Raw genomic sequence first — 24,403 nt, 5'->3', positions numbered from 1 at the left:
CCGTGAAGGTTCGGTCAATATTCGCGGTGGTTCGAACGGTTTCTGTACGGGTACTTCAGAACAGGCCAACGCGTTCGGCGGATAATCAAACGTTTGTGTACCACCAGAGGCGTCAAACGGTGGTTCGGACGCAGCCGCAGCGACGAACGCGTCGAGCATGGGTCCGCGGCGATCCCGTAGTGAGTGCCGCGAGTGCGTGTTCGAGCGGACGGTCGGAACGGTGGTTACTCCGCTCGCGGGTAGTCCGTGGCGAACACGTCGCCGCTGTCGGAGTCGTCCCCGGTGACGGCGTCGTCACCGCGGCCGTCGCCGTCGCCCTCTGCGAAGACGTTCTCGACGACCGGTTCGTCGTCCTCGTCGGGACTGACGCTGCCGGTACGGTAGCCGTGCAGGTCGAGCGTGACGTGGTCGAAGCCGACGTCCGCGAGGTGGTCGCGGACCGCTTCCACGAAGTCGAGATCCAGCGCCGCGTCCAGTTCGTCGGGCGCGACCTCGATGCGTGCGAGACCGTCGTGGTCGCGGACGCGGAACTGGGAGAAGCCCCACTGACGGAGGATCGTCTCGGCTTTCTCCACGCGGGAGAGACGCTCCTCGGTCACTTCGAGGCCGGTCGGGATCCGCGAGGAGAGACACGCCATCGAGGGCTTGTCCGCGACCGAGAGGTCGAAGCGGTCGGCGATCTCCCGGACTTCCTCCTTGGTGATGCCGTGGGCCAGCAACGGCGAGTACGCGTCGAGTTCGTCGACCGCCTGCAGGCCGGGGCGATGACCCTCTCCCGGGTCGCTGGCGTTCGTCCCGTCGCAGACGACCTCGATACCCAGCCGTTCGGCGGCGTCGAACATGCGCCCGAGCCGCATCGACCGACAGTGATAGCAGCGGTCGCCGTCGTTCTCGACGAACGCCGCGCTGTCGAGTTCGCTGAATTCGACTATCTCGTGGCGGATGCCTATTTCGTCGGCGACGCGCCGGGCGTCGTCGAGTTCGGCCGCCGGGAGCGTCTCGCTTTTCGCCGTGCAGGCGACAGCGTCGTCGCCGAGGGCGTCGCGGGCGAGGGCAGCGACGACGCCCGAATCCACGCCGCCGCTGAACGCGATCAACACGCCGTCGCGTTCCGCCAGGTCCTCGCGGACGGCCGTGATCTTCTCTTTGAGGGACATAGTTAGCGTTTGCATCCGGCGCGCAAAAGCCTTCTACATCGTCGACGACGAGCCGGACCTGGGCAGTGCTGCGGAAACCAGCGCGAACTCTGCACTACCGACGTCGGATCCGCACCGCAGACGGCGGGAAAGATAGTCGAACAGTGAGGTAGGTCGTCACCCCCGTCGAGATGTCAGTGACGACGGGGCCAACCTCGTCGAGTATCGCTCCGACGACAGCCAGTCGGTGCGGACCCAGGGAGTTCCACCTGAAGCGGTGGGGTTTTCGAGTTAGTACGCCAACGTTTAACACAGTGCCGCGTTTCCGGTGGAACCCGACGCCGCCGGAGAGGTGGCGGATCGACCGGTCGTGTGACTTCTGCGGACATCTCCACCGGAAGCCGAGGGGTGCGCGCCGAACGCCGCCGGTCGTGTCGGCGGTTCCGGGCGGGGGATTTTTCCCCTCCCCCCCAAATTGGGGAGGTAGATGGAGTTCGAGGCGATCCCCGGAGTCGGCGAGAAGACCGCGACGGCGCTCGCCGAACTCGACGACGCCGAGCGAGCGCTGCAGGCCGGCGACGTGGCCACGCTTTCGGATGCACCGGGTATCAGCGAGGGCCGAGCGGCCCGCATCGCGCGGGCAGCGATCCGGATGGACCACGACGACCCCGGCGGGTTCCTCGCGACCGACAGGGCCGGAGAGGTGTACGACGAGGTGTTGAGCCTGCTCCGAGAGCGGACGGTAACGGAGTACGCCGAGAAGCGTCTGGAGACGTTCTACCCGAGCGCGTCGGCGTCGCGCATCGAGGAGGTCCGCGAGTTCGTCGCGTCGGCGACCGACCGCGACCCGACGCCGGAACTCGTCGAGGCGCTGGACGGCGTGGAACCGCTGTCGAGCCCCGACGACCTCCGCGTTCGGGACCGGTGCGTCGCGACTAAAGACGCAGAGCGCTACAGCGAGGCGCGCGACGCGTTGCCGGAACTGAGCGTCGAGGTCGTCGAGGACGCCCGCGACCTGGCGGAACTCGCCCGCGGGTACGCCACCGTCGTCGCGCTCGACGAGGAGTTCGCCGGCGTCGACGTGGACGGCGACGTTCGCGTCGCACCGTCGGCGCTGGAGAACCCCGCCGACGTCGTACCCGAACGCGTGCTTTCGTTTTTCGCGGCGAACCGCGACCGCCTGCGGGCCGCCGTCGACGTTCACCGCGCGGCGGGTATGGACGCCCCCTGCGACCTCGACACCCTGGAAAACGCCCTCGTCCGCATCGACGAGGACGGAACCGTCGTCGGCGATGACGAACTCGACCGCCTGACGGCCGCCGTCGACGACCTGGACGCCGCCGTCGGCACCGCCGAGAGCGTCGCCAACGACCGCCTCCGGGAGTCGATCCGCGAGCGAGACGTGACCGTCGAAGGGGCCGACCTCCTCTCGCTGGTCGAACAGGGTGCGGGCGTCGATTCCCTGCTCTCGCGGGAACTGGCAGACGAGTACGCCGCGGCGGCCGACGCCGCTCGCGACCACGTGATCGACGCGCTGGACCTGGACGCCGGTGAGGCCGAGATGATAAAGCGGGCGTTCTCCGACGAACCCACGTTTCCGGTCGAGCGGAACGAGGAGGCCATCTCCCGCCTCCGCGACGACCTCGCCGCGGAGAAGGAACGACGCGCCACGGCGCTGAAACGCGAGTTGGCGAGCGACCTCGCGGACCTGCGCGACCCGGCCGCGGCGCTCGTGCGGACGGCACTGGAACTCGACGTGGAACTGGCCGTCGCGCGCTTCGCCGCGGACTTCGACTGCACGATGCCCGAGTTCGGCGGCGGACTCGCCGGATCGGACGGGACGGAATCCCGCGGCGGGTTCGAGATAGAACGCGGGCGCTCGCCGCTGCTCGACGTCCCACACGAAGCGGTCGATCCGGTTGACTACGGCGTCGACGGGGTCGCCCTGCTCTCCGGCGTCAACAGCGGCGGGAAAACGTCAACGCTCGATATGGTAGCGACGGTGGTCGTCCTGGCGCACATGGGCCTACCGGTCCCCGCCGAGTACGCGCGGGTCGAACGCGTCGAGGAACTCCACTACCACGCCAAGACGCAGGGAACGCTGGACGCGGGCGCGTTCGAGTCCACCGTGCGGGAGTTCGCCGACCTCGCGACCGGCGGCGAGGGGTCGCTGGTGCTCGTCGACGAACTGGAGAGCATCACCGAACCCGGCGCGAGCGCGAAGATAATCGCCGGCATCCTCGAAGCCCTCCACGAGAACGGTGCCGCGGGCGTTTTCGTCTCGCACCTCGCCGGCGAGATCCGCGACGCCGCCGACTTCGACGTAACTATCGACGGCATCGAGGCGAAGGGCCTGAAAGACGGCGAACTGCAGGTGAACCGCTCGCCGGTCAAAGACCACCTCGCTCGGTCGACGCCGGAACTCATCGTTGAGAAGTTAGCGACGGACGCGGACGGCGACGGGGGCGCAAGCGCCGCCGACCACGCGGCGGCGTTCTACGACGGACTGTTGGAGAAGTTCGAGTCCTGACCGTCGCGGCGGAAAGCGACGCTGGGACGGGCGACTGATACTGTCAGACGAGGCCGGTGAAAACGGTCGATACTCCGAAGTGTCGAATCTCGTCGCGTCGGTCCGTCCGACAGTATGAGCGGGAGAGTAACTCTCGGTCCGATCCGTGTTCCGACGAGCGAAAGCGTCCTACCGGCCAACAGCGAGCGATTTGGTCCCCTCTGTTCAAAACCCGTGCCAGCGGTGTGCGTCGTCGTCTTCTTCGTCCTCTTCCGATTCGTCGGTTATTTCCTCGATCGGCTGTCCGCCGTGTTCCTCGCTGTAGACGGCCAACTTCTCGACGTGTTCCCCGATCGCTTCCATCGTCTGGTCGTCCTGAAGTTCGAACGATGTAGTGAGGTCGTCCGGTACGTCGCTCGACGTGAAGAACTCGTCCGATTGGACGTACTCCGCGACCGCTCGGAGTTCTTCGGCCGGCAGTTCGTGGAAACGTTCGACGAGGAACTCCGGGATATTGTCGGAAGGCTCCAGATCCATACGAACTCCGTGCGGTTTATCAGTATTTTAACTTTTGGGCGGAGTCCGTCGCGAGAGCGACGCGGGAAACCGGGATCGCGACGGCGGACCGGAGAGAGCGGCCAAACCCTTACGTCGTCGTCGGTCGTTCCGTCGAAGGGGGGAAACACGTGCCGTACAACTACGACTGTCCGGAGGCGAACTGCGAGTACAGCGCGCGGGACAACGACATGGAGAGCGTCGTCGAAGACGCCCAGCAACACCGTCAGGACAAACACGACGAAGCGGGGAAACGCGCCGAAGTCGAAGAGCGGATCATAGGGCCCTAAACCGCAGGGACACCCGCCGCCGTGACGTGTCAGAACCCGATAGCTCGACTGTGGGGGTCAGGCGGGCAAAACGCCCGAAAGCGAAGAGTCTGACACCTGTCTGCCGAAAGACTAAGTGTCTACGGCAGCGTGGTGAAAGTAATGGCGGACGACCCCGACGAGGGGATGTTGTCCTGGGACGAATCGGTGTTCCAGAACGAACACGTCTTCGAAATAGATTACGTTCCGGAGGCGTTCAGACACCGCGAAAGCCAGGTCGACAGCCTCAAACACTGTCTTCGACCGGCGGTCCGCGGGTCCAGACCCCTGAATGCGATGGTCCGTGGACCACCCGGGACTGGCAAGACCACGGCGATCCAGAAGATGTTCGGCGAACTGTCCGGCAAGCCGAGCGTCCGGACGACGCGTGTGAACTGCCAGGTCAATGCCACCCGCTACTCGGTGTTCTCGCAGTTGTTCGAGGCGATGTTCGACTACGAACCGCCCTCCAGCGGCATCTCCTTCAAGAAACTGTTCGGTCAGATCACGGAGAAGTTAGTCGAGGAAGACGAGGTGCTGGTGGTCGCGCTCGACGACGTGAACTACCTGTTCTACGAGAGCGAGGCCTCGGACACGCTGTACTCGCTGTTGCGGGCCCACGAGGAACACACCGGCGCACGGATCGGAGTCATCGTCATCTCGTCGGACCCCGACCTCGACCTGATCGACGAACTCGACGGGCGCGTCCAGAGCGTCTTCCGCCCGGAGGAGATCTACTTCCCCGTCTACGGCCAGCAGGAGATCGTCGACATCCTGAACGAGCGCGTCAGGCGCGGCTTCCACGACGACGTGATCGCGGACTCCGTCACCGAAAGGGTGGCCGAACTCACCGCCGAGAGTGGCGACCTCAGGGTCGGTATCGACCTCCTGCGACGGGCGGGGCTGAACGCTGAGATGCGCGCGAGCAAGAACGTCACTGTCGAGGACGTCGAGAGCGCGTACGAGAAGTCGAAGTTCGTCCACCTCTCGCGGAGCCTGGAGAACCTGAGCGACAGCGAGCGAACGCTGGTTCGCGTCATCGCCGAACACGAGGGTGAACAGGCCGGCGACGTGTACGAGGCGTTCCACGACGAGACGGACCTGGGATACACCCGCTACTCGGAGATAATCAACAAACTCGACAACCTCGGTCTGGTCCAGACGGAGTACACGGACGTCGAGGGGCGCGGGCGGTCGCGGTCGCTAACGCTGGCGTACGACCCCGACGCCGTCCTCGAACGGCTCTGATCAGCCGTAGCCTAGCTTTCCTGCCGCCCGAAGACGCCGGCGATACCGCGGGAGAGTACCGTGGCGACACCGTCGAAGTAGCCGGTTCCCCAGAGCGCGACCGCCACCGCGCCGAGACCGTTGAACACGAGGTCGAGTACGATGTCGCTCATGCCGTACTGGGCGAGCACCGCCTGTCCGCCGACGAGACTGGCCAGACCCCCCGAGGCGAACTCCGCTATCTCCCAGACGACGCCGAACGCCACGACGAACAGGACGATGAAGAGGAACCGAAATTTCGGCGGGAAGTCGACGGCGTCGGACGACTCGTCTAACGCCTGCACGAGAGCGTAGCCCACGCCGGCGACCAGAGTCGCGGAGAGGGTGTGTGTCACCTGGTCGTACCAGCCGACCCATTTGTACGGGCCCAGCGCACCGACCGAGTGGAGAAACGCCGCGGTGGCGATCCACAGCGCGAGACCGCCGCTCATGGTGTGGTCGTAGCGCCAGGCGACGAACTCCGGCGTGAGCGTCACCAGGAGCGGCAAGACAGCGTTGACCACGAGTCCGAAGTTGAGTGTCGCGACCGCGTACCCGGCGATGCCGAGTAACAGGAGCTGTAGCCCGCGGACAGCGAGCCACAGCGAGGAGTCGGTCAGGCCGACCGCGTCGCGGAGGTTCATCCGAACTCCTCCCGACCGTCGCGCGTGACGGTCGCTGCCGGGCTGAACCGGCGGAAGTACAGTTCGAAGACGACGCCGGCGACCACGCCGACGGTGGCCGCGGTAACCAGGTCCCACATCATGTCCGGGATGTCGGCGAAGAAGTTGGTGCCGAGGTACAGGTCGGAGAAATACCGCGCAACGGTCCAGCCGCCGGCGACGGCAAGCGTCGTGATGACGACGAACGCGACGGCGAACCGGGCGGTCATCTCGATCTCAGTGAACACGTCGAGTTCGACCGCGATCAGAAGCGCGAGCGCGGCGACGGCCACGTACCCGGCGATCCGCGTGTAGAGTCCGTACGACCGAACGACGGCAGGCAGCGCCGCGAGGCCGACGAGTTCCGGCGGCGGCATCGTCGTCGCGGACCGCCGGACGACCGCGGGGATGAGAGCAACGGCCGCGACGACGGCTGCGAACCCGCCCCACAGCGGTTCGCCCGTGACGAAGCTCTCGACGGTCGCGAACAGGAGGAAGGCGACGGACAGCCACGAGAGCGCAGCGTTCGTTCGCTCGTCCGACAGGATGGATTGCGACATGTCCGACGTACGGTCGCCGGCGGCAAAAGCGTCGGACGTCAGAACTCCTCGACGGCCGGCCGGAGGTCGAGTTCCAACGTCCATGCGGTGCGGTCTTGCTCGACGAGATGCCAGTACGACTCCGCGATAGCGTCCGGGTCGAGAAAGGTGTCCTCGGAGCGGCCGTCGGCTTGTTCTCTCGCGTCCGGCGTCAGGATCTGCCCGTCGATTACCGCGTGGGCTACGTGGACCCCCTTCGGGCCGAGTTCACGAGCCATGGACTCGGCCAGGCCGCGGACCGCAAACTTCGCGCTGCTGAACCCGGCAGCGCCGCCGCGGCCGCGGACGGCGGAGGTAGCGCCCGTGAAGATGACCGTCCCGCCGTCGCCATCGACCATGTCCGACACCGCTCGCTTCGAACAGAGGAACGCGCCGTATGCACAGGAACGCCACGCGTCCTCGAACTCCTCGGCCGACGACTCGCGGAGACCGCTCCACCCGCCGCCGCCGGCGTGGTTGACCAGCACGTCGACGGGACCGAACGTCTCGCGAACGCGCTCGAACGCGCTCTCGACCTGCGACTCGTCGGTGATGTCCGTCGGGACGGCGGCGGCGTCCCCCGCCGTCTCCGCGTGCAGTTCGCCGGCCAGTTCACCCAGGTACTCGTCGGAACGGGCGAACAGGCCGACGTTACAGCCCTCGCTGGCGAACTTCCTGGCGATCGATTCGCCGAGACCGGGACCAACGCCCGCTACGACCGCAGTTCGTGCCATACAGTAGCATAGTCGTCGGGTGACAAAACGTTCGGGCCGAACGGACGGTCGCCACGGCAGTTACACGCGGTCCGTTCGGTCAGTGCGTCTCCGTCGTCTCGGAACCGTCCGGTTCTGACGAGACGGCAGTCTCCCGGTCGTCCCCGGCGACGCTGTCCGCGACCAGAGCCGACGCCTCCTCGAAGACGGCGTCGGCGCGGTCGGGATCGCGCGCCTCGGCGGTGATCCGCACGAGCGGTTGCGTCCCGCTGGCGCGGACGAGGAACCAGCCGTCGCCGAGGTCCACGCGAACGCCGTCGACCGTCTGGATCTCCTCGTACTCCCCGAGAACAGCCTCGCGGACGCGGTCCATGGCGGCGACCTTCTCGCCGGTTTCGATGCTGTCGCGGCGGATGGGGTAGGTGTCGATATCGTCTACGAGCGCGGCGAGCGATCCGGTTTCGCTCGTGAGTTCGACGAGTTTGCAGGCCGCGAGCGGGCCGTCCGGACAGAGCGTCTCCTCGGGCCAGATCCACGCCCCGCTCTCCTCGCCGCCGAACGCCACGTCCGGCGCGGTCGCCGCTTCCGCGACGAACACGTCGCCGACTCGCGTCCGGGTGAGCGACGCGCCGACCTCGGCGAGGGCGTCGTCGACCGCGAGGCTGGTGTTTAGCGGCGCGGCGACGCGGTCGCCCTCGCCCGCGGCCTCGCGGCCGAACAGCGCCAGCAACACGTCGCCCGAGACGAACTCGCCGTCGGACGTGACGGCTTTCATCCTGTCTGCGTCCCCGTCGTGCGCGATGCCCAGGTCGGCGTCTGTCCGCTCGACCAGGGCGCGAAGCGACGCGCAGTTCTCGGCAGTGGGTTCGCTCGGTCGACCCGGGAACGACCCGTCCTCCTGCGCGTTCAGCGTCTCCACGTCGCAGCCGAGTCGGGACAGCGCCGCGACGGTGACGCCGCCCATCCCGTTGCCCACGTCCACGGCGACGCTCGGCGGGTCGTCGACGGTCACCGACGCCGCGAGCGCCTCGACGTGGCGGTCGAACGCGCCGTCCCACCGGCGCTGGGTCCCCAAGGCGTCCCACTCGCGCAGGTCGTGGTCGTCCGCCAGGATCCGCTCTTTCATCGTCTCGCGCCGGCTCTCGTCGAACGCCTGCCCGCTCGGAGACCAGAGCTTGATCCCGTTGTCCGGCGCGGGGTTGTGCGACGCAGTCACGGCGACGCCGGCGTCCGCATCCTGCCATGCGACCGCGCGGCCGACCGTGGGGGTCGCCGCCCGCCCCAGGTCGACGACGTCGGTGCCGCACTCCCGGAGCCCGGCGGTCAGTGCGTCGGCGAGGAACGCGCCGCTCTCTCGGGGGTCCCGGCCGACGACGACGCAGTCGGCCTCGACGGCGAGCGCCCGACCGACGGAGAGCGCGAGGTCCGCCGTCACGTCCTCTCCGACTTTCCCGCGGATACCGCTCGTTCCGAACATACCAGTGAGGACAATGGCGGGTGGGAAAAGCGATGCGGGATCCGAAAGCACGAACAGTTCCGGCGCGAGTTGGCCCTGTTCTGCAGACGGTCAGTTCTCAACGGCGTTCGCCGGCTACTCCCAGGGGTGTTCGCCCGTTTCGCTCGGCCAGAGCGGATACCAGTACTCCTTGTCGCTCTCCACACCGAGTTCGCCGTCGAGCACGCTCTCCAGTTTGAACTCGACGCTGGAGTCGCGTTCGTTGCCCGGACGCGGGGCGAACGGGTAGTACGCGCCGCGGCGGAAGGAGTAGATCCAGTAGGCCGGGTCGCGGTCGGCGGTTCCACCGCCTCCCCCTCGATGGCTCGCAGAGCCATCGCTCTTCTCGAACCCGAAGACGGCCGCGAGCAGGCGCGACCCGTAGTCGCGTTCGATGAACGTGTCCGCGGCGAAATGCATGCTGGTCACCAGGTCCTCGTAGTCGTCCTCGTCGCGCAGGACGACCCAGCGGTAGCCGTGGCCGTCCTCGTGGAGTTCCGCCTCGGTGCCGGTTTCCTCCTGCCCGCGTTCGAGGATGGCGACGACCTCGTCGACCGTATCGGCGAAGTCCGTGCTGTCGACGCCGGCGAAACACAGGGCAGCCTCGTCGACGGTGTCGTAGCCCAGTTCCGCCTGCATGGTCAGGTAGGCGGTGCTCATGCCGAACAGGTCCTCGGGGTCAGCGTCCCGCGTCGCGTCTGACTCCGCGCGGGTGCCGAGCAGTTCGCGCAACCCGTCGAGCAGTCCCATGGTTCAACCGTCGGACCGCTCGGGCCTTATACTGACGGTTGGGAGTGCGATTGCACCCGCTACTCGCATCCGGACGGCGGAGAGCCGTCAGTACCCTTCCATCTCCCGTTCGAGGTCGCGCAGGCGCTCGACGCGTTTCTCCGTCGGCGGGTGTGTGCTGAACAGGCGGGAGATCATGCCTTTCGAGATCGGGATGATGAAGAAGGCGTTCATCTCCGCCTCGTCGCGCATGTCCTGTTTCGGGATGTTGTCCATCTCGCCCGATATCTTCAGCAGGGCGTTCGCGAGCGCCGACGGCCGGCCCGTGATGCTCGCACCGCCGCGGTCCGCGGCGTACTCGCGGTAGCGCGACAGCGCACGGATGAGAACGTAGCTGATTATCCACACCAGCAACGAGACGCCGATGGCGACGATGATGCCGCCACCGCCCCCGTCGCGGCGACGGCCGCCGCCGAAGAACGCGCCCCAGCGGACGACGACGAACGCGACCGTCGAGAGGAAGGAGGCGAGCGTCATCACCATCATGTCGCGGTTCTTGACGTGGGCGAGTTCGTGGGCGAGAACGCCTTCTAGTTCGTCTTGGTTCAGCGTCCGCATGAGGCCGGTCGTCACGCAGACGGCCGCATTGCGTTGAGACCGACCGGTGGCGAAGGCGTTCGGAACCTTGTCGTCCGCCACCGCGACCTTCGGCTTGGGGAGGTCGGCCTGCTGCGAGAGCCGGGACATCGCGGCGTGAAGTTCGGGATACTCCTCCTCCGACACCTCCTTTGCGCCCATGCTCCACAGCGTCAACGTGTCGCTGAAGAAGTACTGTACGAGCGAGAACCCGCCGAAGATCAGTCCCATCATCAGGATGCCGCCGCCGATGTACTGGACGATCACCGCGGCGAAGACGATGTACAGCGCGAACAGCAGGAACATCGTCACGAACATCCGCAGGCGAAGCCCCCAGTCCGTTTTCCACTGCATGGGTCTTCGTACGGGACCTGACGCCTAATACTGTCGGCTGTAATCCCTTGAAGAATATCGGACCCTCTCGGTCCGGTTATCTTTACGAAGGTACAGCCGACAGTATAAAGCGTCGCGTTACAGCGATGCGAGGAACCGAAATGCCGGACGACCACCGAACGCGCCGTTTAAAAGCGAGAGCGCCGTACCACGGGTAATGAGCGAATCACGCGCGTTCTGTCCTCGCTGTGGCGACCCCGTCGCGGAGCGAGAGGGGTTGCGCCCGGGTGAGGCGCGCAGCGACCCCAACCTCTGTGACGCGTGTTACTTCGAGGATTTCGACCTCGTGGATGCGCCCGAGCGGATCGAGGTTCAGGTCTGTTCGCGGTGCGGTGCCGTTCACCGCGGCAACCGCTGGGTCGACGTCGACGCACGCGACTACACCGACATCGCCATCGAGGAGGTCAGCAAGTCGCTGGGCGTCCACGTCGACGCGACCGAGGTGTCCTGGCAGGTCGACCCCGAGCAGGTCGACCAGAACACGATCCGGATGCACTGCTATTTCACCGGTATCGTCCGCGATACGCCGCTGGAGGAAGACATCGTCGTCCCGGTGAAGATCTCTCGGGGGACCTGCGACCGGTGCGGCCGTATCGCCGGCGACTACTACGCGAGCATCGTCCAGATACGGGCCGCCGACCGGACGCCGACGACGGAAGAGGTCGAACGGGCGGAGGCGATCGCGAACGAGGTCGTCGCCGAGATGGAAGACACCGGCGACCGCAACGCCTTCGTCACGGATGCCAGCGAGACGGACGACGGGCTGAATCTCAAGGTCTCGACCAACAAGATCGGCCAGAAGATCGCCCGCAAAACCGTCGAGGAGTTCGGCGGCACCGTCGGCGATTACGAGACGCTCGTCACCGAAGACGAGGACGGGAACGAGGTGTACCGCGTCACTTACGCCGTCCGCCTGCCGCCGTTCCGGCCCGGCGACGTCATCGACACCGCCGACGACGACGGGCCGGTCCTCGTCCGGAGCGTCCAGGGGAACCTGAAGGGGACGCGCGTCACGACGGGCGAGGCGTACGAGGCGTCGTTCGAGGACGGCGACGCGCCCGAGGCCCGGAAGCTCGGCACCGTCGAGGACGCCGAGGAGACGACGCTCGTCACCGTCGAGGACGAGAACGCCGTACAGGTGCTCGACCCGGAGACCTACCGGGCCGAGACCATCGCCCGCCCCGACTACGTGGACCCGGACGCCGACACCGTGCCCGTATTGAAGAGTCGTGCTGGCCTGCACGTCCTCCCCGAGTCCGCGACGCCCGACGATGAGTGATCTCGCCGCCGTCGTCGAGAAATCCCGCGCGGAGATCGCTATCGAGGAGCTTCGCACCGAAGGTGTGTACGACGACGCGCGGAAAGTCCGCGAGTACGGCGACGCGGCCGTTGCCCTGCCCGTGACGGAACCGCCGTCTGAGACGGCCGTGCGGGAGGTCGTTCGGCAGGTCGACCCCGAACCGCGGAGTCCGGACCTGGAGACGTTGCTCCGCGAACGCGGGTGGACGGACGAGGAGATAGCGCGTGCGCCGGGGTCGTGGGCCGTCGTCGGCACCGTCGTCCTCGTGACGTTCGAGGACTGTCCCCGCGAGGGAGAGGTCGGCGAGGCGCTGCTTGAACTGCACGGACAGGCCGACACCGTTCTCGCGACCGAGGGCGTCTCCGGCGAGTTGCGCGAACCCGAAACCCGCGTCGTCGCCGGAACGGGCGATACCGAGACCGTCCACACCGAACACGGCACGCGCTACGCGCTGGATCTGGCGGAAGTGATGTTCAGTCCCGGAAACAAGGCCGAGCGCGCGCGGATGGGCGCAACCGTCGGTGAGAGCGAACGCGTCTTCGACATGTTCGCCGGCGTCGGTTACTTCACGCTCCCGATGGCCCGGGCGGGGGCACAGGTCACCGCGACCGAGATCAACCCGACGGCGTTCCGATATCTCACAGAGAACGCGGTTCTCAACGACGTACAGGAGCGCGTCAGCCTCTACCGCTCGGACTGCCGCGACGTCGACGTGTCGGCGGAGCGCGTCGTGATGGGGTATTACGACGCGTACGAGTATCTCGACGCCGCCCTCGACGCGCTGGAACCCGGCGGCGTCGTCCACATGCACGAGGCCTGTCCCGACGAGTTGCTGTGGGAGCGACCCGTCGGACACGTACAGAGCGCGGCCGCAGAGCGCGGCCGGACCGTCCGCGTGCTGAACCGCCGGCGCGTCAAGAGCCACAGCGAGGGCGTCGCACACGTCGTGGTCGACGCGCGGGTGGAGTAGACCTATAGTAACAACTGAAACGGTTTACACACCGATCGCACAGCCGTCGTGCGATCGGGTGTACAATGACTTTCAGTGGCTACTATATACTGTCGGCCGTCAGCACAGCAGTCTCACCTCCGACGAGCGCGTGCGAACGGGTGCGGCCGAAAGTACAGTTTCATGTTCGTCCGGCCGCGAGTTGGGGATATGGACCGCCAACAGATCATCTCGCTCGTACTCGTGTTCCTGATGCTCGGGTCGTCTATCGCCTACGCGGCGACTATCATCTGAGAGACTGTCGTAACTGGATGCCGGTAGTCGCCGACCCGGGTCGGCGACCTGCCGAATCAACTCACAGCAGCCCCTATGACGCGACAGGGTCAGTCCACGTCCCACACGTCGGAGATGGGGCTTTTCTTCTCCGAGCGCCCGCTGGATCCGCCGGAACCGCTCGACGTGTTCGTGCCGTTCGTCCGACCGCCGGACCCCGAACTTCTCCCCGTTCCGCCGTTGCCCGCGCTCGACCGGGACGACCGCCGCGCCCGTCCGTCGCCCGCCGCGTCGGCGTCGAACGCCGGGAGGTCCGGCCGCGAGATCCGGTCGACCTGTTCGCGGAACCAGTCGGGCATATCCGTCTTGGCGCGGTCGAACAGGTCGAGCAGCGACGAGTCCGCGAGGTAGGTCGCGCCGTGGTCGTCGGGCGCGCGGACGACGCGGCCGCAGCCCTGGATGACAGTCCGAAGCGCCGTTCGGTAGTACCACGCCCACTGGTCGTCTTCGAGGCGATGGGCGACCCGCGAGTCGTTCGTGTTGGGAAACGGGGCTTTGCAAAGCACCTGCCAGCGGGCCAGGTCGCCCTCCAGATCCAGCGCCTCCTCCATCTTCACGGAGAGGAACACGTCGGGGTCGTCCGTCGCCTTCCACGTTTCGAGGGCGTCGTCGCGGCCGTCGCGGTCGTGCGAGCGGACGCGGTCGGCGACGCCGAACTCGACGAGATGGTCGCGCAGTCGTTCCTGAATGGCGTAGGAATGGCAGTGGACGATACCCTTCTCGTCGTCGTGTTTCTGCATGATTCGGACCAGCGTCCTGGCGAGGTCGGGGAGCGTCTCGTCGCGTTCGGCGTAGGTCATCTTCCCCTGTGTCACGTCGTACAGCGGTCGGTTCTCGACGGGGAAGGTGTGGCCGACGTCGACCAGCGCGACGTTCGCGGGGTCGAGACCGACCTGACGGCAGAACGCGGCCTTGTTCAGGATGGTCGCCGAGAGGAGCGCGAAGCGGTTGCCGCGGTCCCAGACGGTGTGTTTGAGGTACTTCTCGGGGTTCATCGGCTTGATCGTGAGCGGGCCGCCCTCGCCATCGCTCGCATCACCGTCCGGGGGGTCGCTCTGGTCGACGAGCCACTCGGTCGCGCTCTGAGGGTCGCGGTAGTCGTCGACGAACCAGTTGAGTTCCGAGAGCAGTTCCTGTAAGCGGTCGCGGGTTCGCACCTCCTCCGCCGTCAGTTCGCCCTGCGCGAGCAGGTCGTCCTTGTGGCGCTCACAGATGTCGACGAGGCCGTCGGCGTATGTGACTGCGCGCTCCACGGAATCTATTTCGGGGACTCGAAGCTCCTCCCAGATCGGGACGGAGCGGGGGTCGAGTTCGATAGTCGCGTACATCTCGGCCCACTCCGCGAGGCCGTGGGCCTCGTCGATGACGCAGACGTCGCGCTTGCGGAACACGTCGGAGCCAGCGGTCTGCATGAAGTACGCGAGCGTCATCGCGGCGATGCGGCGGTTCGATGCGATGGCGCGGTCGGAGAAGTACGGACAGCGGTGTTTCACCGAACAGTCGTACCCCGACTCTCGGACGCAGGGGGCCTGGTTGACGGGCGTGTTCTCCTCGTTCGGCAGGATGCAGGTGTAGTTTCCCTTCCCGCGGATAACGTTGAGGTCTTCGAGCAGGGGGTCGGCCGCCACGTCGTCGAGTTGCGACACCTGCGGCGTCGTGTAGTAGGCGTCGGTAGCGTCGCTCGGCGAGGCGTCCTCCCCGCGACGGGCGCAACCGGCGATAGCCCGCGCCAGGAGGGACTTGCCGCTTCCGGTCGGCGCGCGCACGAGGACGACGTCGTTTCCGTCGGCGAACGCCGTCCGGATGTCGTCGAGCGCCTGCCGCTGGTTGCCGCGGTAGGAGGGCGCGGGAAATCCGTCGTGGATCCGCTCGGGGTTCACTGTCGGTGGACGGTCGTCCGGCGTCCTAAACCTACCTATCGCGTCCGGGCAACGCCGCGACGTCCGCGGCCGCCGGATCGTCCGGGAGGTCCTCGATGCAGTCGAAACAGAGGAAATGTTCCGTCCCGTCGGCGTCGAACTCCAGGGTGACGCCGCCGGTCTGGTCCCCCTCGAACGACCAGAGGTTAGCGATGCCGCCGGCGATCTTCACGGGACGGTCGCACCCGTCACATGGGTCCGTGGTCATGACACGTACATTGTCGGCCGTACTCACCTAAAGGGATACCCTTCGCCGGGGTGGCGAGTTTCTGCAAAGGGGACACTGCCGGCAGTACGCCACACTCCGGGTCGAAGCGAGTCCCCCGGTGCGCTTTTCGCCGAGGATTCAAACCCGGGGACATGGAGGTCAACTGCGAGGGCTGTGCGGGCTGCTGTCTGGACTGGCGCTCGCTCGCCGATGTGACCTCGACCGCGAGCGCCGCGGTCCGTACGACCCGCTGGACGACGCATACGACCTAGTCGCGCTCACCCGAGACGAGGTGCGGGCCTTTCTCGACGCCGATACGGGCGACGCCATTCGACCGCGGTGCGCCCGGATGGTAGTCACTCCGGACGGTGCTTCGCCGGCCAGATGGCCGACGAACGGGTAAGGCCGAAGAAGAGAGCGGCGCTACTGCTCTTTGATCTGCTCGAACTGGTTCAGGAGGTCTTCTGTCGATTCGCCGGACTCGTACTCGACGGATCCGCGGTAGACGGTTCGCTCGTCGTCGAAGTCGGCGTCTACCTCGCTGTTTTTCTGCTCGCGCCGCTCGTGTTCGTCATCGTCATAGGCACCCATTGACATGGCACTCATTTACAGGATAGGAAACTGTCGTATTTCAATGTAACGGTCGTTCAGGAAAGACGCTGCGCGGCGTACACGTCCGGCCGACGACAAGAGGTATACCGCCGCATCACGTATCACCTCTCGTGGCACGTCCGCTCCGATTTCGGCGCTCTCCAGAACGCTGGACCGCGTCCCGAGTTCACGACCAACTGTTTACCGACCTCGACCAGAACCTCGGAGCGACGTCAGTCGACCCCCGCTTCAAGCCCGCCGGCGAGTGGGAGACCCGCCGGTTCGAGATGGACAACGGCGACGTCGCCCTGTTTATCTGGGACGAGGACGCGGCGTACTGGATGGGCAACACGGAGACACCGAGCGCCCTCTGGCGGACGGACAAGTACGACTGGGACGACATCCCCTATCAGGTCGCCCGCTGGGCACAGCGGGAACTGCTCGCTGACCTTTACGAGGGGTCCCCGTGGCTGGAACCGTACCCCCACATCTCGTGGTTTTTCCTCCCAGTCTTCATGTCGAAGGACGGCCGAGAGACGACCCGCAGATTCTTCCACGACCACGCCGCCGGCTTTCCCGACGCGACCCGCGACGAGGCGCTCGGATTCTACGAGTCGTTCCTCTCGACCGGCGTTCTCGACCCCTACCGCGACGAGATGGCCGGCAAACTCGGCACCAGCGAGCAGTTCGACGTGGTCCGTATGAGCTCCGCGATGGCCGAGTTCGCCGCCGCCAAGATACTCACCGACGCGGGCTACCGGATAACGCCCGAAATAGAGGTGACGACCGGCCACTCGCTCGACTTCCGGGCGGCCCGCGGCGACCACCAGCCGCTCGTCGAGGTGACGCGACCCCGGCCGCCGACCCAGCGTGCGGCAAGTACCGCTGTCGCCGCCGTCCGCGAGACAGCCGAGACGAAAACCAACGGGCAACTCAGCCAACACGGCGGCGGTGCCGTCCTCTTCGTGGACTGCTCTAGCTTCCGCGACGACGAGTGGCAGGCGGTCAGTGGCGAGCAACCGGAAGTCCGCCACCGTCCCGCGGTCGTCTATCGCGTCCGTCCGGACGGCCGAGTCCAAGGCTACTCCAAGGGAGCGGTTCCGCTCGATCTAGGCGGCGCTATCGAGTGGGTATAAACGGCCTTTTTTCGCTTCGGGTGCGCTCTCCGCTCGCGCGGTGAAACGTTCGAGGAGGATGCCCGCAGCGAGCTAGAGGCTCGCGAGGACACCCGACGAGAAAAAGGTCGTCTCAGAACGAGATCTGGTCTGGACCGTACTCGCTCCCCGGCGTGATGGGGTCGCGGTCGCTGTAGCCCTTGCGCCCGATGGCCTTACTGCTGAGGGAGGAGTAGACCGTAAGACGGGCGTCCTCGGCCGTATCGAACGTCTCGGCGTCGGCGTGGGCGAGTACCTCGGCGATAGTCTCCGTTCCGTTGGGCAGTTCGAGTTCTTTGTCGCCGTGGCGCTCGACGAACTGTTCGGACGTTGTCGGAAACTCCGTCTCATCTAGCAGTCGATCGGTGGTGCCGCGTAGCATCGTAATCCATACTGGGTGAAAGATAATTATAAACATTGTCCATATACGACCTTCCAGTTGACGGTACTCCTTTCCTTCATAATTTGTCCTTATACACCACGCGATAGGCAGGGATTTGTCGCTGGGAACGATATCGACCGTATGGTGTACGCGGATCTTCACGTTCACACGACGCGCTCCGACGGCGAGATGTCGCTGTCGGACGTGCCGGCCGCCGCCCGCGAGGCGGGCGTCAGCGTCGCGGCCATCACGGACCACGACCGCATCCACCCGGACCTGGACGCGCCCGTCACACAGCACGAGGGCGTGACACTCATCCGGGGAATCGAACTCCGCGTCGAAACCGGCGACCAGCGCGTCGATCTGCTCGGCTACGGCGTCTCCCCGACGCCGGCCCTCGAAGACGAACTGGACCGACTCCAACGGGACCGGATCGAGCGAGGTCGTTCCATCGTCGAGAACATAGAGGACCGCATCGGCGTGGAACTGGACGTGGACATCAGCGAAGGGATCGGCCGCCCGCACATCGCTCGGGCGGTCGACGAACACCCGGACGCGGACTACGACTACGAGGACGCGTTCAGCGAACTGATCGGCAGCGACTGCGACTGCTTCGTCGCACGAGACGTTACGCCGTTCGACCGCGGACGTGACCTGCTCTCTGCCGCCTGTGACCTCGTTTCGCTGGCGCATCCGCTACGGTATCCGAACCCGAACGAGGCGCTGGCACTCACCGAGTATCTCGACGGCGTCGAGCGGTTCTATCCGTACGGCGACGCGGTCGACGTGCGACCCGTCGAACGCGCTATCGCGGAACACGACCTCGTCGGAACCGGGGGGAGCGACGCTCACGACGACACGCTCGGCGTCGCCGGTCTTTCCGAGTCCGAGTTCCACGCGATCCGGGGTCGGTTCTCGTAGCGTAGGGTTCAAACGCACTCGCGCCCTTACTTCGCGTATGAAGTGCCACTACTGCGACCGGGAAGCCGCCTTCGCCGCTGAATCGGACGGCATCCGGGTGGGGCTCTGCGAGGATCACTTCCGTGACCGCCTCGAAGAGCTGTCGGAATCTGACGCGTTAGAGCAGATACAGGAGAAAGTCGACGTGGACCGGGCGGAGTGAGGGTTTTATCCGAACGTTGTACCGGTTCACGTCGATTGAATGTGGACCGGGCGGAGTGAGTGACCTTTTCAGGATCGGTTAGTACTACTGTCGCTACCCTGAGCGCCCGGCGTCGACGTCGATAGCGTCGACGGGGCAGACGTCGACACAGAGCATGCAGTCGATGCACTGGGCCTCGTTCGCGGGGTCGGCCTTGATCTCGCTTTCGGGGTGGTCCGGCGTGTCGACCCACTCGAACACGTCCACGGGACAGTCCTCCAGACACGCCCCGTCCGCGAGACAGATGTCGAAGTCCACGGCGACGTGAGTCCCGTGAATGCCGAGTTTCTCCGGTTCCTCGACCGGGCCCCACACGTCGTGGCCCTCGTGTTCGTCGACCTTCTCGCGGTTTTCGTGGAACTGCGGGTCGATAGCCATGTACGACGTACTGGTGGCTCGTCGCCTTAAACCCACGCTTTGACTTATAAAACTGAGCGGCAATATCCAGGCGGCTGACGATAAAACCGCCTGCACGCATCCGAACGTGTTCGGACGGACGTGAGCCGGGAGTAAATAAACCCCCGCACACCGATACCTCGTCACAGTCGGACTGTGGTGGGTTTTTCCTCGTTCGTCACGACGGTTCGCACATGAAGCGACAGACTCTCGACGACATGGAGTCCCGGATGGGACCGGCGGACGTGGTTCGGCCGCTGACCGACGCGCTCGGAGCGACGGACCTGGCGCTGAACTACTACGAACTCGCGCCGGACGATAGCTTCGGATACGGGTTCCACGCCCACGAGAAGCAGGAGGAGGTGTTCTACGTCCAGGAGGGAACGGTGACGTTCACGACGAGCGAGGGCGACATCGAAGTCGAGGCCGGTGAACTGGTCCGGTTCGGACCGGGCGAGTACCAGCGCGGGGTCAACCGCGGGGAAGACCGCGTCGTAGCCCTGGCACTCGGTGCGCCCCAGGACGCCGGCGAGACGGAGATCCTCCGTGACTGCGCCGACTGCGGCGAACCGACGCCCCAGCGCATCGAGATGACTGACGACCGCGACGCCGTCGTCGCGCTGTGCGAGGAGTGCGACGCGGAGACCGGTCGCTTCGACTGATGGCCGACTCCGACGCGTCGCCGCCGCCCCGCCTCGTCTACGACGACGACTGCGGCTTCTGCACCTGGTGTGCAGAGTACGCCGCCGCCCGTGGGACGTTCGAACTCGTCGGATTCGCCGAACTGACGCCTGACCAGCGCGCCCGCCTGCCCGACGAGTACGAGGACTGCGCGCACCTGCTGACGCAAGACGCCGTCTACTCCTGCGGCGAGGCCATCGAGATAGCGACCGCGAAACTCGGACTCTCGCACCGCTTCGCCGTCGCGCTCTTCCGAGCCGCACCGGGCAGTGGACGGGTCAGAGAACCGCTGTACATGTGGGTGGCCGACCGTCGGTCGCTGTGGGGAAAACTGCTCCGTCGGTGACCGGACTGGGCTACACAGCGGTCGCGCCAGCGGCCGTTCGCGGCGGTCGCAACAGCGGTCGTTCGCGGCGGTCGCAACAGCGGTCGTCCACGCCGGGGTCCTACCGACCCTGAGAGAGTCGACTCGCGGGCTGGAACGACCAGTCTTATTTCTCGGTTGGTCCAACGGGGTGGACATGCCAACCGAGGACGGGGCAACGGCAAAGCGATACTTCAGGAACGCGGTCGAGCGCCACTGGAGTCCGTACGAGGTCGACCTGACGGCCGACAGGGAGACCCTCACGGAGCTTAGCCGGTCCGCGTTTACGCAGTTGCGCGCGACGGTCGCCATGTTCGGCGCGGGCGAGGAGAGCGTGACCGAGGACCTGGTCCCGCTGGCCGCGACCGTAAACAGGGAAAGCGACCAGCGGTTCGTCGCCAGCCACCTCTACGAGGAGGCCAAGCACGCCGCGTTCTTCGACCGCTACTGGACCGAAGCCATCAGACCGGCCGAAGACGCCCGGGGGCTGGAACCGACCGAACCGACCGACGGACGGTGGTTCACCGACCCCTACGAGACGGTGTTCGACCGGACGGCGACGGCGATGAACCGACTGCTGGACGCGGACACGCCCGCGAACCGCGCCAGCGCGTTCTGTCACTATCACCTCACGGTCGAGAGCGTCTTCGGCCAGACCGGCTTCCACGCCGTCGAAGCGACCTTCGGCCCGGAGACGGACGGACCGTCGCTGCCGGCCCTCGTCGAAGGGTTCGAGGCCATCCGACAGGACGAGGGCCGACACGTCGGCTACGGGATGGACCGACTCGCCGACCTCCTGCGGAGCAAGAGGGTCGAGCGGTCGTTCGTCGAGGAGACCGTCGCGGGACTCGCCGAACCAGTCGACGCCGTCGTCGAGAAGATGGGCTGGGAACGCCTTCCGGGCCCCGACAGCGACGGTCTCGCGGCATTTGCCGTCCAGCAGCGCCGCGACCGACTGACGCAACTGCCCGACGGAGACGGCGCCGGACGGAGGGCCGCAGAATGAAGATGCGAGCCGTCGAAGTCCCCGGATACGGCGACAGTTCGGTTCTGACTGTCACCGATCGGCCAGCGCCGACCCCGAACGCGGACGAGGTCAGCATCGACGTCGCGGCCGCGGGCGTCAACTTCGCGGACATCGAGCAACGCCGGGGGAACTATCACGACGGGCCGTCGCCGCCGTTCGTCCCCGGTCTTGCGGTCGCCGGCACCGTCACGGCCGCCCCGGCGCGGAGCGACCTCGAAGCCGGCGACCGGGTCGCCGCCCTCACGTCCAGCGGTGGGTACGCGGCGAGGGCGACGGCACCGGTCGAGCGGACGTTCCGGATACCCGAGTCGCTTCCCTGGGCCGAGGCGACGGCGCTGCCGGTTCAGGGACTGACCGCCCACAACGTCCTCCACGAGTGGGGCGACCTGTCGGCCGGGGAGCGGGTGCTAGTTCACGCCGGAGCGGGCGGCGTCGGCTCACTCGCCGTCCAGTTGGCCGACGCGGCCGGAGCCACCGTGTTCGCAACAGCGAGTACCGCGGCAAAACGCGACCGCAGCAGGGAGCTAGGTGCCGACCACGCTATCGACTACACGGAGACGGACGTTGCGGACGCCGTGCTGGCCCGGACTGACGGTGCCGGCGTCGACCTCGTCGTCGACGGAGTCGGTGGCGACGCCTTCGCCGCCAGCGTCGAGGCGCTCGCGCCGGTCGGTCGGATCGTCTCGTTCGGGATGGCAAGCGGGTCGGTCCCGACCGTGGCGACGCCGCGACTGTTCTTTGCGAACCAGTCGGTCCTTGGCTACCATCTCGTACACGCGCTCGACCACGTTCCCGAGCGCGTGCTGGGAGCGCTCCCGGCGCTGACCGACCACCTCGCGTCCGGCCGGGTCGGGGTCGTCGTCGACCGAACGGTCCCGCTTTCCGAGGCCCGGCAGGCCCACGAGGCCCTTGCGAACCGCGAAACCGCCGGAACGGTCGTCCTCGAACCCTAAGCGGCGTGGCAGGCAACCCGGATCGACAGAAACCGGGACGGTTTTAACGATAGTTAGGAAAGGCCAGCACATGTCCGACACTCTGGACGTCAGTAGCAGCGTCGAAACCATCGTCACGGACCGGTTGCGCGTCGACTCGGACGCGTTCGACGATGGGACGCGATTCGAGGGGGAGGCGCTCGACGCTGAATCGCTGGACATGGTCGAGATCGCCGAAGCCATCGAAGCCGATATCGGCGTCCACATCCCCGACGAGGACCTCGAAGACCTGGAAACGGTCGGCGATCTCGTAACGTACGTCGACGAGCGCGCCTGACGTGGGCCGAGATGTCGTCGTGACCGGCCTCGGACTGGTGACCGCGATCGGCGAAACCGCCGACAGCACTTGGGCGGGACTGCTCGACGGTACCAGCGGGGCTGGACCGATAACGCGGTTCGACCCCGACGAGGCCGGCGTGAGAGCCGACATCGCCTGCGAGGTCGGAGCGGATTCGGCCGCCGTCGAGTCGTCCGACCGCATCGACGACCGGACCATGGGCCGGTACGCGCAGTTCGCCGTCGTCGCCGCCGCCGAGGCGCTCGAAGACGCCGGGTTCGACCCCGCTGGCCCCGACTGGAACCCGAAACGGGCCGGGACCAGCGTCGGCTCGGGCCTGGCCGGGCTTTCGGAGATCGAAGCCGCGACCGGCGACCGTCCATCGCCCTCCTTTCTCGTGACCGCGCTGACGAACCTGGCGGCCGGGCACGTCAGTATGTACGTCGACGCGAAGGGGCCAAACCGCGCGCCGGGGACGGCGTGTTCGGCAGGCACCCACGCTGTCGCCGCCGCGGCCGACGACATTCGCTGCGGGCGGGCCGACGTGGTCGTCGCCGGCGGGACCGACGCGGCGGTATCGCCGCTTGGCGTCGGGAGCTTCGACGCGATGCGGGCGCTCAGCACGCGCACCGACGACCCCGGCGCGGCGAGTCGCCCGTTCGACGCCGACCGGGACGGGCTGGTGTTCGCCGAAGGATGTGGTATCGTCGTGCTGGAGTCACGGGCCCACGCCCGCGAACGCAGTGCAACGCCGTACGCCGCCGTCACGGGGTCCGGCCGCACCGCCGACGCACACCACGTCACGCGGCCGGCCGAATCGGGGGACGGACTCCGGCGCTGTGTCGAGCGGGCGCTGTCCGACGCCGGCAGCGAGCCGAGCGCCGTCGACCACGTCAACGCCCACGCGACGAGTACCCCCGTCGGCGACGCCCGTGAAGCCGACGCTCTCGAAGCGGTGTTTGCGGACACTGAGATCCCGCCGGTCACGAGCGTTAAAGGTCATCTCGGGCACTCGCTCGGGGCCGCCGGCGCCATCGAGGCCGCCGTCGTCGCACGGACCATCGCCAAGGGGACCCTCCCGCCGACGGTGAACTACGAGACGCCCGACCCGGACTGTGACGTGCCGGTCGTCACCGAGCCCCGCGAAGCGGACGTCGACCTCGCCGTGAGTACGTCAGCCGGCTTCGGCGGGACGAACGGCGCACTCGTATTCGAGCGGCCGTGACTATGCCCGAAAACGTGCCGGACCCGCCCGTCGACGCCGATCTCGCGGTCAGCCACGGCGTCGACGTTGTGTCTATCGCTCGCATTGCCGACCTTCTCGCGGAGTTCGGTGACTCGTTCCGCGACCGGGTGTTCACCCCGGACGAGCAGGCCTACTGTGAGAGTCAGGGGACCCCGCAACAGCACTACGCCGCCCGCTGGGCGGCCAAGGAGGCGTTTCTGAAATCGCTGTCCGATCCCTCCCCCAGCGTGCCGACCGCCGCCATCGAAATCGAGCGCCGAGCCGACGGGCCGCGGTTGTCGCTAGCACCCGCCGCGGCCGACGCCCTCGCCGCGACGCTCGACGAGCGAGGCGTTTCGCCCGAGGCGGCCGACACCGCTGTCAGCCTCAGCCACGACCTGACTGCGGGCTACGCCGTCGGGTCAGTGACCGTTGTGAGTACGGCGAGCCGACACGACTAAGC

At 66.8% G+C, this 24,403-nt stretch carries 29 protein-coding genes and 1 pseudogene; 17 read left to right on the top strand and 13 right to left on the bottom strand.

What is annotated here, in order from left to right; all coding sequences use genetic code 11:
• Positions 1-224 precede the first annotated feature (224 nt).
• Positions 225-1,157: an ATP-dependent sacrificial sulfur transferase LarE gene (gene larE / locus SM753_RS09440; RefSeq protein WP_323191399.1), complete on the bottom strand. Its 933-nt coding sequence runs from the start codon at positions 1,155-1,157 to the stop codon at positions 225-227.
• A gap of 466 nt (positions 1,158-1,623) precedes the next feature.
• On the opposite strand from larE, the gene SM753_RS09435 reads away from it, so the two are divergent.
• Entirely contained in the window at positions 1,624-3,666 is a 2,043-nt protein-coding gene (locus SM753_RS09435; protein WP_323191398.1) for a helix-hairpin-helix domain-containing protein, read from the top strand.
• A gap of 204 nt (positions 3,667-3,870) precedes the next feature.
• Here SM753_RS09435 and SM753_RS09430 read toward each other — a convergent pair whose 3' ends face one another.
• Positions 3,871-4,182 carry a hypothetical protein gene (locus tag SM753_RS09430; protein ID WP_323191397.1) on the bottom strand — a complete coding sequence of 104 codons (312 nt, stop codon included), beginning with the start codon at positions 4,180-4,182 and terminating at the stop codon, positions 3,871-3,873.
• 149 nt (positions 4,183-4,331) lie between these two features.
• On the opposite strand from SM753_RS09430, the gene SM753_RS09425 reads away from it, so the two are divergent.
• Both SM753_RS09425 and SM753_RS09420 read left to right on the top strand, forming a co-directional pair.
• Entirely contained in the window at positions 4,332-4,490 is a 159-nt protein-coding gene (locus tag SM753_RS09425; RefSeq protein ID WP_161972977.1) for a hypothetical protein, read from the top strand.
• A 141-nt stretch (positions 4,491-4,631) separates the two neighbouring features.
• Positions 4,632-5,756 carry an ORC1-type DNA replication protein gene (locus tag SM753_RS09420; RefSeq protein WP_323191396.1) on the top strand — a complete coding sequence of 375 codons (1,125 nt, stop codon included), beginning with the start codon at positions 4,632-4,634 and terminating at the stop codon, positions 5,754-5,756.
• Positions 5,757-5,767: 11 nt separating this feature from the next.
• On the opposite strand, the gene SM753_RS09415 is transcribed toward SM753_RS09420, so the two are convergent.
• The 6 genes from SM753_RS09415 to htpX form a co-directional block, all read right to left on the bottom strand.
• Positions 5,768-6,418, bottom strand: coding sequence for a hypothetical protein (locus SM753_RS09415; protein ID WP_323191395.1), 651 nt, complete (start codon positions 6,416-6,418; stop codon positions 5,768-5,770).
• On the bottom strand, positions 6,415-6,996 hold the full coding sequence (locus SM753_RS09410; RefSeq protein ID WP_323191394.1) for a hypothetical protein: 582 nt from the start codon (positions 6,994-6,996) through the stop codon (positions 6,415-6,417). The genes SM753_RS09415 and SM753_RS09410 overlap by 4 nt, the downstream gene beginning before the upstream one ends.
• Positions 6,997-7,034: 38 nt before the next feature.
• A complete protein-coding gene (locus SM753_RS09405; RefSeq protein ID WP_323191393.1) occupies positions 7,035-7,748 on the bottom strand; it encodes an SDR family NAD(P)-dependent oxidoreductase in 714 nt (237 codons plus the stop codon).
• 79 nt (positions 7,749-7,827) lie between these two features.
• Positions 7,828-9,204 carry a phosphoglucosamine mutase gene (glmM, locus tag SM753_RS09400; RefSeq protein ID WP_323191392.1) on the bottom strand — a complete coding sequence of 459 codons (1,377 nt, stop codon included), beginning with the start codon at positions 9,202-9,204 and terminating at the stop codon, positions 7,828-7,830.
• A gap of 114 nt (positions 9,205-9,318) precedes the next feature.
• Positions 9,319-9,972, bottom strand: a complete 654-nt coding sequence (locus SM753_RS09395) for a hypothetical protein (protein ID WP_138796460.1) — start codon at positions 9,970-9,972, stop codon at positions 9,319-9,321.
• 87 nt (positions 9,973-10,059) lie between these two features.
• The gene (htpX, locus tag SM753_RS09390) at positions 10,060-10,941 is read right to left on the bottom strand and encodes a zinc metalloprotease HtpX (protein WP_135536754.1); all 882 of its coding nucleotides are present in this window, start codon (positions 10,939-10,941) and stop codon (positions 10,060-10,062) included.
• A 196-nt stretch (positions 10,942-11,137) separates the two neighbouring features.
• On the opposite strand from htpX, the gene SM753_RS09385 reads away from it, so the two are divergent.
• The 3 genes from SM753_RS09385 to SM753_RS09375 all read left to right on the top strand — a co-directional run bounded on the left by SM753_RS09385 (position 11,138) and on the right by SM753_RS09375 (position 13,523).
• Positions 11,138-12,259 (top strand): 60S ribosomal export protein NMD3, encoded by a 1,122-nt coding sequence (locus SM753_RS09385; protein WP_323191391.1) that lies wholly within the window; start codon positions 11,138-11,140, stop codon positions 12,257-12,259.
• Positions 12,252-13,250: a class I SAM-dependent methyltransferase family protein gene (locus SM753_RS09380; RefSeq protein WP_323191390.1), complete on the top strand. Its 999-nt coding sequence runs from the start codon at positions 12,252-12,254 to the stop codon at positions 13,248-13,250. Before SM753_RS09385 ends, SM753_RS09380 begins: the two co-directional genes overlap by 8 nt.
• A gap of 75 nt (positions 13,251-13,325) precedes the next feature.
• A complete protein-coding gene (locus SM753_RS09375; RefSeq protein ID WP_323191389.1) occupies positions 13,326-13,523 on the top strand; it encodes a hypothetical protein in 198 nt (65 codons plus the stop codon).
• An 89-nt stretch (positions 13,524-13,612) separates the two neighbouring features.
• On the opposite strand, the gene SM753_RS09370 is transcribed toward SM753_RS09375, so the two are convergent.
• Both SM753_RS09370 and SM753_RS09365 read right to left on the bottom strand, forming a co-directional pair.
• Complete coding sequence (locus SM753_RS09370; protein ID WP_323191388.1) at positions 13,613-15,442, bottom strand: ATP-dependent DNA helicase; 1,830 nt, start codon at positions 15,440-15,442, stop codon at positions 13,613-13,615.
• A gap of 31 nt (positions 15,443-15,473) precedes the next feature.
• Positions 15,474-15,689: a hypothetical protein gene (locus SM753_RS09365; RefSeq protein WP_135536758.1), complete on the bottom strand. Its 216-nt coding sequence runs from the start codon at positions 15,687-15,689 to the stop codon at positions 15,474-15,476.
• 152 nt (positions 15,690-15,841) lie between these two features.
• Here SM753_RS09365 and SM753_RS21370 point away from each other — a divergent pair.
• Positions 15,842-16,029: pseudogene (locus SM753_RS21370) on the top strand (YkgJ family cysteine cluster protein); the annotation flags it as partial.
• Positions 16,030-16,112: 83 nt separating this feature from the next.
• On the opposite strand, the gene SM753_RS09360 reads toward SM753_RS21370, so the two are convergent.
• Entirely contained in the window at positions 16,113-16,286 is a 174-nt protein-coding gene (locus SM753_RS09360) for a DUF5786 family protein (protein ID WP_237561366.1), read from the bottom strand.
• Positions 16,287-16,411: 125 nt separating this feature from the next.
• Here SM753_RS09360 and SM753_RS09355 point away from each other — a divergent pair, with 125 nt between their 5' ends.
• Positions 16,412-17,416, top strand: coding sequence for a DUF5784 family protein (locus SM753_RS09355; protein WP_135536759.1), 1,005 nt, complete (start codon positions 16,412-16,414; stop codon positions 17,414-17,416).
• A 112-nt stretch (positions 17,417-17,528) separates the two neighbouring features.
• On the opposite strand, the gene SM753_RS09350 is transcribed toward SM753_RS09355, so the two are convergent.
• Positions 17,529-17,816 (bottom strand): DUF2795 domain-containing protein, encoded by a 288-nt coding sequence (locus SM753_RS09350; protein ID WP_135536760.1) that lies wholly within the window; start codon positions 17,814-17,816, stop codon positions 17,529-17,531.
• A 141-nt stretch (positions 17,817-17,957) separates the two neighbouring features.
• Here SM753_RS09350 and SM753_RS09345 point away from each other — a divergent pair, with 141 nt between their 5' ends.
• Together SM753_RS09345 and SM753_RS09340 are read left to right on the top strand one after the other, a co-directional pair.
• On the top strand, positions 17,958-18,737 hold the full coding sequence (locus tag SM753_RS09345; protein ID WP_135536761.1) for a PHP domain-containing protein: 780 nt from the start codon (positions 17,958-17,960) through the stop codon (positions 18,735-18,737).
• Positions 18,738-18,774: 37 nt separating this feature from the next.
• Complete coding sequence (locus SM753_RS09340) at positions 18,775-18,939, top strand: DUF6757 family protein (RefSeq protein ID WP_168192906.1); 165 nt, start codon at positions 18,775-18,777, stop codon at positions 18,937-18,939.
• Between the two features lie 93 nt (positions 18,940-19,032).
• On the opposite strand, the gene SM753_RS09335 is transcribed toward SM753_RS09340, so the two are convergent.
• On the bottom strand, positions 19,033-19,356 hold the full coding sequence (locus SM753_RS09335; RefSeq protein ID WP_135536762.1) for a ferredoxin family protein: 324 nt from the start codon (positions 19,354-19,356) through the stop codon (positions 19,033-19,035).
• Between the two features lie 212 nt (positions 19,357-19,568).
• On the opposite strand from SM753_RS09335, the gene SM753_RS09330 reads away from it, so the two are divergent.
• The 7 genes from SM753_RS09330 to SM753_RS09300 all read left to right on the top strand — a co-directional run bounded on the left by SM753_RS09330 (position 19,569) and on the right by SM753_RS09300 (position 24,401).
• On the top strand, positions 19,569-20,036 hold the full coding sequence (locus SM753_RS09330; protein ID WP_135536763.1) for a cupin domain-containing protein: 468 nt from the start codon (positions 19,569-19,571) through the stop codon (positions 20,034-20,036).
• Entirely contained in the window at positions 20,036-20,401 is a 366-nt protein-coding gene (locus SM753_RS09325) for a DCC1-like thiol-disulfide oxidoreductase family protein (protein WP_323191387.1), read from the top strand. The genes SM753_RS09330 and SM753_RS09325 overlap by 1 nt, the downstream gene beginning before the upstream one ends.
• A gap of 175 nt (positions 20,402-20,576) precedes the next feature.
• The gene (locus tag SM753_RS09320) at positions 20,577-21,425 is read left to right on the top strand and encodes a ribonucleoside-diphosphate reductase (RefSeq protein WP_323191386.1); all 849 of its coding nucleotides are present in this window, start codon (positions 20,577-20,579) and stop codon (positions 21,423-21,425) included.
• 2 nt (positions 21,426-21,427) lie between these two features.
• Positions 21,428-22,399 carry a zinc-binding alcohol dehydrogenase family protein gene (locus SM753_RS09315; protein ID WP_369335346.1) on the top strand — a complete coding sequence of 324 codons (972 nt, stop codon included), beginning with the start codon at positions 21,428-21,430 and terminating at the stop codon, positions 22,397-22,399.
• 70 nt (positions 22,400-22,469) lie between these two features.
• Positions 22,470-22,715, top strand: a complete 246-nt coding sequence (locus SM753_RS09310) for a phosphopantetheine-binding protein (protein ID WP_323191384.1) — start codon at positions 22,470-22,472, stop codon at positions 22,713-22,715.
• Positions 22,716-22,734: 19 nt separating this feature from the next.
• Positions 22,735-23,940 (top strand): beta-ketoacyl-[acyl-carrier-protein] synthase family protein, encoded by a 1,206-nt coding sequence (locus SM753_RS09305; RefSeq protein WP_323191383.1) that lies wholly within the window; start codon positions 22,735-22,737, stop codon positions 23,938-23,940.
• A gap of 2 nt (positions 23,941-23,942) precedes the next feature.
• The gene (locus SM753_RS09300; protein WP_323191382.1) at positions 23,943-24,401 is read left to right on the top strand and encodes a 4'-phosphopantetheinyl transferase superfamily protein; all 459 of its coding nucleotides are present in this window, start codon (positions 23,943-23,945) and stop codon (positions 24,399-24,401) included.
• Positions 24,402-24,403: the final 2 nt, after the last annotated feature.

Source organism: Halostella sp. PRR32, from assembly GCF_034808085.1.
In the GTDB taxonomy this organism is placed as follows: domain Archaea; phylum Halobacteriota; class Halobacteria; order Halobacteriales; family Natronoarchaeaceae; genus Halostella; species Halostella pelagica.
This window is presented reverse-complemented; position numbering and strand designations above follow the sequence as displayed.